Genomic DNA, 13449 nt, shown 5'->3' on the forward strand with positions numbered 1-13449 from the left:
GTGTTGCCGTCAGAACGTCTGGCCGGCACCCAGTGCACAACGACCGTTGAACAAGGCTGCGCGGATGCGTTCTTTGTGGAAACCGCGATCCCCCCAGACCTTGTCCAGCGCCCAGGCGCGTTTCATGAACAGGTGCAGATCGACTTCCCACGTGTAACCCATGGCGCCGTGGGCCTGAATGGTGTTTTTCGCCGCCAGCATGGCGGCTTCCGAGGTCGCCAGTTTGGCGTGGGGAACCAGCACTGAGCGGTTCGTCTGACGCTCGGCGACAGCATAGGCAGCGCGATACAACGGCCCCTTGGCGAACTCGATCTGCACCGCGACATTGGCCATCAGATGCTTGACCGCCTGGAACGAACCCACCGGTTTGCCGAACTGTTTGCGTTCGAAGGTGTAGTCCACCGCAAGATCGACCATGCGTTTGGCCAGCCCCAACAGCTGTGCGGCACTGCCCAGCGCGCCGCGATCAACCGCCTCCGCCCACAGTCGCTGCCCCTGTTCTCCGGAGGCCACGCAGGTCGCAGGCGACGGAGTCCAAGAGACCTGAAATAACTGGCGAGCCGGGTCGACCGACACATTGCGGGTCAACTGCACCGCGCCCGGTTCGACCGCATGCACCTCATCGCCATGGGCCAGCAACAGCAGATCGGCGACATGGGCATCGCTGACCAGCGGGTTGCCCGGTTCGGCAACCGCCAGTCGTGCGCGGCCTTCTGCGATACGTCCGAGCCAGTCCTGCTTGAGCGCCGCGTGGTGCTCATCCAGAGCGGCAAGCAATGGCACACCGATCAGCATCGTCTCCACCAGCGGCTCGGGCAGTCCGGCATACCCGCATTCCTGGGCGAGCAGCACGAAGTCCAGCTCGTTCATGCCCATTCCGCCATTTGCTTCGGGAACGGTCAGTGCAGTCAGCCCCAGCTCGACCAATTGCGCCCACAGCTCATTGCTGCGCCCGCTGTCGGTCTGCCAGAGTTCGCGAATGCGTTCCGGTGTCACCTCGTTGATCAGAAAATGCCTGACGTTGTCCTGGAACAGCAGTTGGTCGCGGCTGAAATTAAAGTCCATGGTCTCTTCCTCAAGCACGCGGCATGCCGAGCATGCGTTCGGCAATGATGTTGCGCTGGATCTCGTTGGTGCCGGCGTAGATCGGCCCGGCCTGGGCAAACAGAAAACCTTCCAGCCAGTGGCCGGCATCGCCCGCCGCCGGGGCTTCGGGCAACAGCTCGCCGCGCAGGCCGAGAATGCTCATGGCGGTGTCGTGCATGCGCTGATCGAGTTCCGACCAGAAGATTTTGTTGGTTGAGGACTCCGGCCCGATCTTGCCGCCCTGCACCAGTTGCGACGCGGTGCGGTAGGTGTTGAGGGTGTAGGCCTCGGCGTCGAGCCAGGCGCGCATTACCGCCTCGCCAATCGCCGGGTCGCGGTCGGCCTGCTCGCGATTGGCCTGATACAACTGCACCAGACGTCGCGCCGTTTCCTGGAAGCGTGCGGGCGAACGCAGCAGCAAACCGCGCTCGAAACCGGCGGTGGACATCGCCACGTGCCAGCCCATGCCCTCGCCGCCCAACGCGTTTTCCACCGGCACCTTGACGTCGTCGAAGAAGATTTCGGCGAACCCGGGCAAGCCGTTCAGCTGAGGAATCGGCCGCACCGTGATCCCCGGCGTATCCAGCGGCAGAAGAATGAACGTCAGGCCCTGATGACGTTGCGAGTTCGGGTCAGTGCGGAAGATCCCGAACACCCAGTCGGCCCACACGGCACGTGTTGACCAGGTCTTCTGGCCGTTGATGACGTAGTGGTCGCCAACCCGTTCGGCCCGTGAGCGGATCGCCGCCATGTCGGAACCCGCTCCCGGCTCGGACCAGGCCTGGGCCCAGATATCTTCACCGGTGGCCATGCGCGGCAGAAAACGCGCTTTCTGTGCGTCGCTGCCGTACTCCATCAGCGTCGGGCCGAGCAGGAAGATGCCGTTCTGGTTGACCCGTGCAGGCGCTTCGGCGCGGTAATACTCCTCCTCGAAAATCAACCACTCGATCAAGTCGCAACCGCGACCGCCCAACTCGACCGGCCAGGTGACCATGCCCCAGCGCCCGTCGTTGAGGCGGTTTTCCCAGGCCCGGTGTTGAGCAAAACCTTGTTCGGTGTCGAATGATTGCAGCGGCTCGCGAGGCACGTTGGCCGTCAGCCACGCCCGCGCTTCAGCGCGAAAGGCCTGTTGGGCCGGGGTATAGGTCAGATCCATGAGAGAGCCTTCAGCCGTTGAAGTGAGCATCACGTTTCTCGATGAACGAGTCGCGTGCTTCCTGTGAATCCAGTGAGCGATAGGCCTCAAGCGTGAAGCCCTGCTCCCAGCGATACTTGTCTTCCAGATTGCCGTCCTCGATGCCGTTCAGCGCTTCCTTGGCGAGGCTGATCATGGCCGGGCTCTTGGCGGCGATGGTGCGGGCGATCTGCAACGCGGCTTCGCGCAAGTCTTCGCGCTTGACCACGCGCTCCACCGCTCCGAGACGCCAGGCTTCCGCCGCATTGATGGCTTCGCCGGTGAAATACATGTGCCGAACCTTCTGCACCGGGAACAGGCGCTGCAAATGCGCACCACCACCCATGGCGCCGCGATCGACTTCGGGCACGCCGAAAGTGGCGCATTCGGAGGCCAGGACAATGTCGGCGGCGCCGCACAGACCGATGCCCCCGCCAAGTACAAAGCCGTGCACCGCCACTATCACCGGTTTCGGGTTGCGGTGAATGGCCTTGAAGCTGTCGTAGTTGCCCTTGTTGACCGCCACGATCAGGTTGCCGTTGGCAGCCAGTTCCTTGATGTCGACCCCGGCGCAGAAGCCGCGACCTTCGGCGCGAATCACGATGACCCGCACGCGCTTGTCGCTCCCAAGCCCTTCGATTTCTCGGGCGATTTCGGCCCAGGTACTGCAATTGAAGGCGTTGACCGGCGGCTGGTTGAACACCAGTTCGGCAATGCCGTTATCGATATTGACGCTGAATGGATGCATGTTTTTTCCTTTCACGACACGCGACGACAGAGTTCGTCCAGACGCAACTCGGCGTCACGAACGATCTGCTCGATCAATTGGGCACAGCTGGGCAGGCTGTCGATGGAGGCCGCGACCTGACCCGAAGGCAACACGCCTTCGGCCGGCAGCCCGTCGACCATGGCTTTCTGGATGACCATCGGCGCGTTGGCGGCCATGATGCTTTGCGCAGCGGTCAGGTCTCCGCTGCTGCGCATCTTCAATGCACTGGAAAGCAACTGACTCAAGCTCATGCCGCTAAGGCGGCGGTAAGCCAGACCGCTGCGCACCGCCAGCAACCAGCGTTTGAACACGCCGCTGGTTTCCAGTTGGTCGAGCAATTCGTTGCGGATCATGCGTTGCGGCATGCCGTCGATGGCGCGGCTGACGATGATCGCCGCCGGGTCTTTGATCGCCAGGTAACGCGCCAGGGTCTGCGCCGGCACCGGGCTTTCGGCACACATCAGAAACCGCGTCCCCATGGCGATGCCTTCGGCGCCGTAGGCCAGGGCCGACACCAGTCCTCTGCCGTCCTTGAATCCACCGGCCGCCACCACCGGGACCGACACTGCATTGACCACTTGATCGAGCAGCAACGCCGTCGGCACCGAGCCGGTATGCCCCCCGCCCTCGCCGCCCTGTACGGTGACGGCATCCGCGCCCATTTCCACGGCTTTCTGCGCGTGTTTCAAGGCGCCAACCGTGGGAATGCACACGACACCGGCATTCTTCAGGCGCTGGATCATCTGTTTGCCCGGGGAACGGCTGTAACTGACCGCTCGCACCTTATGGCGCAGCACCAACTCGACGATGTCGTCGGCGTTGGGCTGGTACATATGGAAATTGACCCCGAACGGCTGGTCCGTCAGGCGCCGGGTTTCGAGGATCGCGGCCTCCATGTGCTGCGGTTCGATGGTGGCGCCGGCCAGAAAACCGAAGGCGCCGGCATTGCTCGTGGCCGCGACCAGTTTCGGGTCAGCCACCCAGCCCATCGCGGTCTGGATGATCGGATAACGGCAACCGAGCAACTCGGTCAGCCGGGTATTCAATGAGATCGCCATGTTCACGCCCCACCCGTCGAGCGTTGCGAACTGGCCATGGCCTTGGCGTCGTAGCCGCCGAGCCGGTCGCCGGACACCAGTTCATTGTGGGCATGGGCGAAGTGGTGCAGGCCGAAGACCATGTCCATGGTCGCGCGCTTGCCCATCAGGTCTTCGGCGTTGTTGACCGCCTGCTTGCTCAATTGCAGGCCCAGGCGCGGCATCTGGGCGATGCGCCCGGCGATATCGAGGGTTTCCTGTTCCAGGGATTCGCGAGCCACCACCCGGTTGAGCATGCCCATCTGATAGGCGCGCGGCGCCGGCATGCGTTCGCCGAGGAACAGAAACTCCTTGGCGATACGCGGGTTGAGTTCATGCGCGTGGGCAAAATACTCGACCCCGGGAATGCCCATGCGCACCACCGGATCGGCAAAGTACGCATCCTCGCTGGCGACAATCAGGTCGCAGACCCAGGCCAGCATCAACCCGCCGGCAATGCACGCGCCCTGCACCATGGCGATGGTCGGCTTGGGCATTTCGCGCCAGCGCCGGCACATGCCCAGATAGACTTCCTGCTCCCGGGCGTAAAGAAACTCGCCACCGGGCTTGTTGGTGTGGTCATACCAGAGGCTCGCGCGGTCGAACGTCTTATCGACGTCCCGCCCCGGCGTGCCGATGTCATGCCCGGCGGAAAAGTGCTTGCCGGCCCCGCGCAGCACGATGACTTTCACCTCGTCATCATCGCAGGCACGGCGAAACGCCGCGTCCAGCGCGTAGGTCATCTGCGAGTTCTGGGCATTGTGATACTCGGGGCGATTCATGGTGACCAGCGCCACCGCCCCGCGCACTTCGTAGAGCACCACGTCGGCGGCATTATTATCGTTATGTTCAGCCATCACTTTTCTCCGAAACGGTGCGACTCAGCGCTGGCCCGGCGGGTTGTCTTTGAGCTGGCTGGCGCGCAGGTTGTGCGGGTCCAGACTCTCGATCAGTTGCAACTGCGCGGCGGTGGGCGACGTTGTGGTCGGGCAATCCTGTGGCACATGCAGCTCGAATCCGGTGTTGTCCTGTACCTGTTCCACGGTCACGCCGGGGTGCAGCGAACGAATCCGCACTTGTCGTTGCGGGCCGAGAAAATCCAGCACGCACAGATCCGTGACGATCAGGCGGATATCGATTTCATCCAGCGACCAGCCCCGGGCCAGGCGCGCCGGGTTGTAGCCGACCGAGGCGACCATATCGACCTCGCCTTCGACGAACACCCGACGGTTATGGCTGGGCACACAAAAGGAATTGGCATGGCTGATCGAGTTGCCAGGAAAGCCCCGCACGCCGAGCATTTGCGCCTTAGGTTTGGCGTAGTCACCGATGCAGGAAATGTTGGCCTGACCGAAGCGATCGATTTGCGTCGGGCCCACAAGCGCATGACGCTTGCCGCCCCAGACGTTGTCGAAAATCCGCGAGAAGCCCATCCAGCTATCGCGCTTTGGCTCGTAGCCGTTGCGTACACCCAACGGCACCGGCTCGGCGACCATGTACGCCTCGGAGTCGGTCATCAGCAGCTGCGGGTTGCTGGTCAGCATGCTCAATGAAGCGGCCAGGCGCGGAATCACCCCGATCCCGGTGGCGAGTACCTCGCCGTCGTCGCGCCAGGCTTCGGAAGCCGCGCATATCATCAACTCGGCGAGGCTGTAAGTCGTTGCAGAAGTCGTCATATCAAGGCTCGCTTAGTAGACCGGCAGAGGGAGCTGGCGGATGGCGTCCAGGCCGCCGACCTTGTCCAGATACTGTTCGTGGGTGCAGTCGACATAGTCGCGGACGTAGTCCTGCCAACCTTCGCCGGCCTGGGCCGAAGCGTTGTAGGCCTTGAAATGCGCCACATCGAAGCCGTACAGCGGCGCGCAGGAAGACGGGTGCGCACCGCCCGGCACGTGCGCCACGGCGGTGGTCAGGTTGCGCTCCCAGAACACTTGATGCGCCCGCGCCGGATCGGCATGGAAGTACTCGCTGTCGACCAGTTCGTCGCACGTCACATAGCTGTGGGTCGCCGCCCGGACGAGCAAGTCGTCCATGTAGTGATCGGGGCCGCTGATCTGGCAGACACCGCGTACATCGGCGCGGTCGACGTGAATCAGCGCCGCATCGAGCTCGAGCGCCGGCATCGCAACCCATTGCTTGTTGTCGGCATAGGGCGAGTCGATCAACTTGATCTGCGGGTTGTGCCGCAGCACGTCGGTGCCCAGCCCCACGGCCGTGGGAATGAACGGCACTTTCATGGCGGCAGCACGCAGGCCGAGCAACAGCATGCCTTCGTCGATTTCCATCACTTGCAGCGCCGCGTCCTGACGCGCCTTGCGGAAGTACGGTTCGAGTGGAATGAAATCCAGCGACACGAAGGCAAACACCAGTTTGCGGACCTTGCCGGCCGCGCAGAGCATGCCGACATCCGCGCCGCCGTAGGCGACCACGGTCAGGTCTTTGAGGTCCGAGCGCAGGATCTCGCGCACCAGCGCCATGGGTTTGCGCCGGGGGCCCCAGCCACCGATGCCGATGGTCATGCCGTCACGCAGTTGGCCGACCATTTCGGCCGTGGTCATTCGCTTGTCCATCGTCATAGTCCTCATTGGCGACCGACACTGAAGTCATGGCCCCAGTGGCTGACCACGGTGCTTTCGAACGGGGTGTGCTGCTCCCAGTCGACCACCAGGCCATCGCAGCCGTACTCCAGGTCAAACCCGGACGGGGTCTTGATATAGAACGAGATCATCTGGTCGTTGGTGTGCTGGCCGAGGGTGGCGGACATCTTCACGCCGTTGGCCTGCACTCGGTCGAGGGCCCGGCCGACTTCATCCAGGGCGTTGACCTCGACCATCATGTGCACGCAGCCGTGGGGCATCGGGCACTCGAAAATCGCCAGTGAATGGTGGCGACCGTTATTGCAATGCAGGAAGTGAATGCGTTTTTGCGGTTCGGCCGGGTCCGGTGTGAAGCGGACTTTCATCAGGTCCGACAGGCCGAAGCCGAGCACCTGCTCATAGAAATCCCGGCAACGATCGAAGCTCGGCGCCGGCAGTACTACATGGCCCATGCCCAGTTCGTTGGTGACGAAGCCCTTTACGCCGACCGGCGAAATGAAGCGCGCGAAGTCCTGCAACGGGCCCCAGAACAATTCGTGGCGGTTGCCATCCGGATCGCTGAAGTGCACCAGTTCCTGGACTTTGCGGTCCCGAGCCTGAGCCTCTGTGCCACGGGTGACTTGCACATCGGCGCGTTCCAGCTCGCTGACAGCCTGCTCGAGCGCCGCTTTGCCCGACACTTCCCAACCGCAGGCGCCGAAGCCGTTTTCGGCGCTTTTCTCCACCAGAATCCGGTGGTGGCGCTCGTCCATTTTCAGGTACAGGCGCTCATCGTCATCGCTGCCGGCGACCATCATGCCGAGCACCTGACTTGCGTACTGCCGCCACTGCGCCAGATCGCTGGATAACAGGGTGACGTAACCCAGACCACGGATATCCATGGATGCACTCCTCGTTGTTCTCAGGCCGAGCCGCCCGGCGGCGATTGCCGGGAAGACTGTATTGGGGCCTATTCAAACGGGTTCGCCGGGGGGAAACATCGTCCAATGGGACTAGCGCAGACCCGGAATGCAGGCATAAAAAAACGGGCCTTGGGGACCCGTTGGAAATGGGGACTGGATTCCGTTCCAGACCTTAAGTGCGATCAACAGCAGGTATCAGCCCACTTACTTTTTGCGGAAATGCGGAATCACCTTCTCGCCAATGTTCTTCAACGTCTCCAGCTGCGCCCACTGCGGTACGGTGCCCATCTGGCAGATGAACAGGATTTCGTCGGCGCCGGCGTCGATCAGTCGCTGCACGTAGCCGATGCAATCCTCGACGGTGCCGTAGGCATGGTTGGGGTTCATCATGGCCATGGTCGGGTCGGAGAAATCGACGCTGACCTCTTCCGAGGCAAAACGCGACTTGATCACGCTCTGCCCGTTGCCATCGACGAAGGTGTCGTCCTTCCACTTTTCCGGGTCCGGACGCTCGCCGCCGCCGTACCAGTAACCCAGAGACTCCATGAAATAACGCTGGCCACGGATGCCGATGCGCCGCGCTTCTTCGTTGTTTTCCAGCACGATCGCCGGGCACAGCGCCGCGATATGACGGTTGGGACGGAAGCCCACCTGGTGTTTCACGTCACGGTTGTCCCAGGCCTGGTGATAGACCTCGACCTTCTTGGCGATTTCTTCCGGCCCGCCAAAACCCAGCACCAGCGCGCCCATGCCACGGCTGCCAGCCTTTTTCAGCGAGTCAGTGTTGGTGCAAGCCAGGTACATCGGCGGGTGCGGATCCTGGTAAGGCTTGGGATGGATCGGCCGTTTCGGAATCTGCACGAAGTCGCCCTGGTGCTCGATTTCGTCGAACACGAACATTTTCGGGATCAGGTACATCATCTCGTCGATCTGCGGCTGCAACGTCGTCAGGTCATAGCCGAAGGTGCCGGCCTCCTGCTGGGTGCCGCCCTTGCCGACACCGAAATGCACCCGGCCCTTGGACAGCAGGTCGAGAGTAGCGATGCGTTCGGCGACTTTCACCGGGTGGTTCATCGCCGGTGGCAGGCAGACCACGCCGTGGCCGATGCCGATCCGCTCGGTCTTGCCGGCGACGAACGCCAGCATGGTTTCCGGCGCGGACATGTGCGAGTAGTTGCTCAGTGCCGTGTGCTCCACGCACCAGAACGTATCGAAGCCCAGTTTGTCGGCCAGCACAGCCTGTTCGACGGTGTCTTCGAAAATCTTGCGATCGCCTTCACGGCTGGAATCCACCGTCTGGGCTTCGTAAATCAGGGAAAATTTCATGGTTGATCCTTGTACTTGTTGGATGCGCAGCCGGCGCCGGAGAACCACGCCTTCGCGCTAATGCTCGGGCATCCTCGAGGCGCTCGAATCCTGCAAACGGACTAGCCGATTCAGCGCAGTGCGGTCAGAGGAAAAAGTCGTTGCTGTCCTGGCCCATGCTCACGGCGCCGAGGTTCCAGGCGTACTTCGCCGGGCTGTTGGCAACGTGGGCGCGACCGGTGTGAATGTCGCGAAATGCTCGGTTGATCGGGTGGCTGCGGAAAATCGTCGAGGCGCCGCTGTTGAACATCAGCTCGCCCACCGCTTTCGCGCATTTGTCGGCTACCCGTGCGGAGTCGTAACGCATCTTCACCCGCTCGGGCATGCTCAGCGGCTCGGCTTTTTGCGCCCGTTCCAGCATCAAGGCGAAGTTGCGATAGAGCACGGTCTTGCATTCGTCGACGCAGACCATGGCGTTGGCCAGCGCCGATTGCGCGGCCGGGTCCTGGACCATCTTGCGTCCGTCGTTAACCCCGACCCGTGCGCGGTTGTGTTCGACAAACTGATCCACCGCGCCTTGCAGCGCACCGATGGCCGCCGACGACACCGCCCGCACGAAAATCTGCCCGAACGGCAGGCGAAACAGCGGTGCGGTGTTCACCGCATTTCCGGGGCTGTTCTGCATGAAACCGTCGAACGCCCGATGGGTGCGGTACTCGGGGACGAAGGCGTTCTCGACCAGGATGTCGTGAGAGCCGGTGGCTTCCAGGCCCATGACATTCCAGTTATCGAGGATTTGGTAGTCACTGCGCGGCACCAGGAACGTCCGGTAATCCGGCGCACCACCGGCCTCTTCCGCCGGCACCAAGGCCCCGAGAAATGCCCATTCGCAATGCTTGCTGCCGGACGAAAAGCCCCAGCGCCCGCTGAGCCTGAAACCGCCCTCCACCCGTTCGACCTTGCCCACCGGCATATAGGAAGAAGAGATCAGCACGCTGGAGTCGTCGCCCCAGACATCCTGCGCCGCACGGTCATCGAACAGCGCCATCTGCCAGTTATGAATCGCCACAACGCCAAGCACCCAGGCCGAAGACATGCAGCCCTCGGCGAGGGTCATCTGCACTTCGAAGAAGTCCTTGGGTTCCAGCTCGTAGCCTTCCCAGCGTGCCGGCTGCAGGATGCGAAAGAACCCCGCTTCCTGAAAATCCTTCAGGGTCTCTTCCGGCAACTGGCCGGTTTGCGCGGCGTTCAGGGCGCGCTCACGCAGAATCGGTACCAGCTCGCGGGCACGCTGGCTCAGACGCTGGCGAATCAGGTCTTGGTTGAGCATTTTTATTGTTCTCCATTGTTCACCCCGTCCGCCGGGGCGCGCGTGCAGCGAGGCACGTGCCGCACTTGCGGTGCCTGCCTCCTGTGCGGCATTCAAACAATGTGAAAAGTGCCGGGCATCCCTCAAACGGACCATGTCGGCGATGATCCGAAGCACGTACGCGGACCACCCAAAGGCCTAGTCCCCTCGGACGATGCTGCGCAGGCACGCCAGCGCAAAAATCCATCGCACTCCAGTACAACCACAGGACGAGTGCGATGAACGACGTCAATCTGAAAGCCGACATGCTCCAGGCCATGCGCCGTCTGGCCAAGTCAGTCACCATCATCAGTACCAGCAACGGCTCCGAGCGTTTCGCCATGGCCGCCACAGCGGTCGATTCCCTCAGCACCGAGCCGCCATCGCTGCTGATCTGCGTGAACAAGACCGCCTCTTCCCACGCGGCACTGGCCACCGGCGCGGACTTCTGCGTGAACATCCTCGGCGTCGAACAACAAGGTCTGGCCCATCGCTGCAGCGGTTCGATCAAAGGCGAGGCGCGCTTCGACCAGGGCAACTGGCTGACCAGCCCCGGCGGCATTCCGTATCTGAGTGACGCTCAGTCGGCGATCCTCTGCCGTCAGGACGGCCACTTCAGCTATGGCACCCACACCGTGTTCATCGGGCGCATCCTGCAAATCCACACCAGCGACACCATCACCCCGCTGGTCTACCTCGACGGCAGCTACACCACCACCGCCAACCCGGCATCTGCCTTCGCTGCTGCGGGCTGAGGCCGGGCCATGGACGCTCAACAACAGTTGTCGGCATTGCGCGTGAACAGCGCCGATCAGTTGGACTGGGACGATCGCTGCGATTTGCTGGTGGTCGGCTTTGGCGGTGCCGGAGCCTGCGCGGCGATTGAAGCGGCCAGTCGCGGCTTGTCGGTGTTGGCACTGGACCGGTTCGCAGGCGGTGGTGCCACGGCCATCAGCGGCGGCGTCGTGTACGCCGGTGGCGGCACGCCGTATCAGCGTCAGGCCGGATACGAAGACAGCCGCGACGCGATGTTCAACTACTTGCGCCAGGAAGTCGGCGAGGCCGTGAGCCCGCAGACCCTGCGCGAATTCTGCGAAGGCAGTTGCGAGCAACTGGCCTGGCTCGAACGCCAGGGCGTGGCGTTCGAATCCAGCGTGCCGCCGCACAAGACGTCCTACCCGAGTGACCAGTTTTACCTTTACTACTCCGGCAACGAAGCCGTCCCCGCCTATGCCGCGATCGCCAAACCGGCACCGCGCGGCCATCGCACCAAAGGCCCCGGCCTGTCGGGCGCGAGCCTGTTCGCCCCGTTGAAAGCCAGCGCCTTGCGCCTTGGGGCACGCCTGCGCAGCCAATGCGAAGTCCGGCGTCTGGTGATCGATGCCAATGACCGCGTGGTGGGTGTCGAAGCCTGGCAGTTGCCGACCGGCAGTCGCGCAGCCCGGCAACATGCCCGGTTGTCACGCTGGGCCACCGCGATTCACATGTACGCGCCGGCAATGGCGGATCGGTTGCGCAATCGCTTGCGGCGCATTGAACTCGCCAGTGCCGAACGCCAGTTGATTCGCGCCGACCAAGCAGTGTTGCTGAGCAGCGGCGGTTTTATCTTCAACCGTGAATGGCTCGGTCAGCATGCGCCGCGTTATCTGCCCGGTTTGCCGCTGGGGACCACCGGTTGCAACGGCAGCGGCATCGCCCTGGGCCAGAGTGCCGGCGGTCGCGTTGCGCGCATGGACAAAGTCAGCGCCTGGCGTTTCATCAACCCGCCGCTGGCCTGGGCCCGAGGCCTGATCGTCAATGCCCGTGGCGAGCGTTACGCCAACGAAGAAATCTACGGCGCCACCCTCGGCCACTCGATGGTGGAAGAACAGGACGGCCGCGCCATCCTGATTCTCGACCGGGCATTGGTACGCGAAGCGCTGCGCCAGGTCGGCCCGGGCAAAGTCTGGGCCTTCCAGCGGTTGCCGGTGCTACTCAATCTGCTGTTCAACGCCAAACGCAGTCGCAACCTTGCCGATCTGGCAAAGCGCTGCGGATTACCGCCCGAAAACCTGCAACGCACCGTAAATACTTACAGTCGCGCCGCTCGCGGAGACACTGTCGATCCGTTCGGCAAGTCGCACGCCATGCTCGCCGACATGGATCAGGGCCCGTGGTACGCCCTCGACCTGTCCTTCGCCAGCCGCCTCTTCCCCTGCCCCGTCATCACCCTCGGCGGGCTGAAGGTCTGCGAAACCAGCGGTCAGGTGCTGAACCACGCCGACCAGCCGATTGCCGGCCTGTACAGCGCCGGGCGCAACGCGGTCGGGGTCGCTTCAAATCTGTATGTCTCGGGCCTGTCCCTGGCCGATTGCATTTATTCCGGCCGCCGTGCCGCCACCCATGTGGCCGACCAGTCCATCGCTCAAACCACACGCTCAGGAGAACAACAATGCAACGTGTAGAAGGCAAAGTCTGCATCATCACCGGCGCCGCCAGCGGCATCGGTCGCGAAGACGCCCTGCTGCTGGCCCGCGAAGGCGCCAAGGTCGTGCTGACTGATCTCAACGACAGCGCCGGCCGGGAAGTGGCCGCGCAAATCGGCAGCAACGCACTGTTCATCCGTCACGACATCGCCAGCGAAAGCGACTGGCAGAACGTGATCAAAACCACCCTGGAACACTTCGGCCGCCTCGACGTGCTGGTCAACAACGCTGCGATTCTGGCGTTGGGCAGCATCGAAGACACCACACTGGAGCTGTGGCAGAAGGTGCAGAAAATCAACGGCGACGGCTACTTCCTCGGCTGCAAGTACGCGATCCAGGCCATGAAGGAAACCGGCGGTGGTTCGATCATCAACATGTCGTCGGTGGCGGCGCTGGGCGCGATGCCGATGTTCTGTGCCTACTCGGCATCCAAAGGCGCGGTGGCGGCGATGACTCGCTCGATTGCCTTGCACTGCAAGCAACAGGGTTACCGCATTCGCTGCAACAGCGTGCATCCGGACGGGGTCAACACGCCGATGACCCAGGCCCTCACCGGTGGTGTGGCGATCAATCAGCAAGATCTCGACCAAGACCCGATGAACCGCATGTGCGCGCCGGCCGACATTGCCAATGTGGTGCTGTTCCTCGCCACCGACGAGTCGCGTTTCGTCAACGGAGCCGAGATCCGCGTCGACAACGCCCAACTGATCAGCGGGCTCTGAGGCCG

The 13449-nt window shown here is 62.9% G+C and carries 13 protein-coding genes; 3 read left to right on the plus strand and 10 right to left on the minus strand.

The window, feature by feature from the left end:
- Window positions 1-9: 9 nt before the first annotated feature.
- The 10 genes from AC1RMX_RS05630 to AC1RMX_RS05675 all read right to left on the minus strand — a co-directional run bounded on the left by AC1RMX_RS05630 (window position 10) and on the right by AC1RMX_RS05675 (window position 10239).
- A complete protein-coding gene (locus AC1RMX_RS05630; protein ID WP_493070929.1) occupies window positions 10-1065 on the minus strand; it encodes an acyl-CoA dehydrogenase family protein in 1056 nt (351 codons plus the stop codon).
- A gap of 10 nt (window positions 1066-1075) precedes the next feature.
- Window positions 1076-2242 carry an acyl-CoA dehydrogenase family protein gene (locus tag AC1RMX_RS05635; protein ID WP_493070931.1) on the minus strand — a complete coding sequence of 389 codons (1167 nt, stop codon included), beginning with the start codon at window positions 2240-2242 and terminating at the stop codon, window positions 1076-1078.
- 10 nt (window positions 2243-2252) lie between these two features.
- Window positions 2253-3008: an enoyl-CoA hydratase family protein gene (locus tag AC1RMX_RS05640; RefSeq protein WP_493070933.1), complete on the minus strand. Its 756-nt coding sequence runs from the start codon at window positions 3006-3008 to the stop codon at window positions 2253-2255.
- 11 nt (window positions 3009-3019) lie between these two features.
- The gene (locus AC1RMX_RS05645) at window positions 3020-4087 is read right to left on the minus strand and encodes an NAD(P)H-dependent flavin oxidoreductase (RefSeq protein ID WP_096821396.1); all 1068 of its coding nucleotides are present in this window, start codon (window positions 4085-4087) and stop codon (window positions 3020-3022) included.
- Between the two features lie 2 nt (window positions 4088-4089).
- Complete coding sequence (locus AC1RMX_RS05650; protein WP_192558007.1) at window positions 4090-4962, minus strand: enoyl-CoA hydratase; 873 nt, start codon at window positions 4960-4962, stop codon at window positions 4090-4092.
- A gap of 24 nt (window positions 4963-4986) precedes the next feature.
- Complete coding sequence (locus AC1RMX_RS05655) at window positions 4987-5781, minus strand: CoA-transferase subunit beta (RefSeq protein ID WP_493070936.1); 795 nt, start codon at window positions 5779-5781, stop codon at window positions 4987-4989.
- 12 nt (window positions 5782-5793) lie between these two features.
- Window positions 5794-6675: a CoA transferase subunit A gene (locus tag AC1RMX_RS05660; RefSeq protein WP_493070938.1), complete on the minus strand. Its 882-nt coding sequence runs from the start codon at window positions 6673-6675 to the stop codon at window positions 5794-5796.
- Window positions 6676-6686: 11 nt separating this feature from the next.
- Window positions 6687-7583, minus strand: coding sequence for a VOC family protein (locus AC1RMX_RS05665; protein WP_493070940.1), 897 nt, complete (start codon window positions 7581-7583; stop codon window positions 6687-6689).
- 225 nt (window positions 7584-7808) lie between these two features.
- Window positions 7809-8930 (minus strand): LLM class flavin-dependent oxidoreductase, encoded by a 1122-nt coding sequence (locus AC1RMX_RS05670; protein ID WP_007951369.1) that lies wholly within the window; start codon window positions 8928-8930, stop codon window positions 7809-7811.
- Window positions 8931-9054: 124 nt separating this feature from the next.
- A complete protein-coding gene (locus AC1RMX_RS05675; protein ID WP_096821401.1) occupies window positions 9055-10239 on the minus strand; it encodes an acyl-CoA dehydrogenase family protein in 1185 nt (394 codons plus the stop codon).
- Between the two features lie 257 nt (window positions 10240-10496).
- On the opposite strand from AC1RMX_RS05675, the gene AC1RMX_RS05680 reads away from it, so the two are divergent.
- The 3 genes from AC1RMX_RS05680 to AC1RMX_RS05690 are packed head-to-tail and all read left to right on the plus strand — an operon-like array spanning window position 10497 to window position 13444.
- A complete protein-coding gene (locus AC1RMX_RS05680) occupies window positions 10497-11012 on the plus strand; it encodes a flavin reductase family protein (protein WP_096821402.1) in 516 nt (171 codons plus the stop codon).
- A 9-nt stretch (window positions 11013-11021) separates the two neighbouring features.
- Window positions 11022-12701, plus strand: coding sequence for an FAD-binding protein (locus AC1RMX_RS05685; protein ID WP_493070943.1), 1680 nt, complete (start codon window positions 11022-11024; stop codon window positions 12699-12701).
- Complete coding sequence (locus AC1RMX_RS05690; protein ID WP_085709911.1) at window positions 12689-13444, plus strand: glucose 1-dehydrogenase; 756 nt, start codon at window positions 12689-12691, stop codon at window positions 13442-13444. Before AC1RMX_RS05685 ends, AC1RMX_RS05690 begins: the two co-directional genes overlap by 13 nt.
- Window positions 13445-13449 lie beyond the last annotated feature (5 nt).

The sequence above is a fragment of the Pseudomonas sp. GW822-FHT03F04 genome (genome assembly GCF_058801405.1).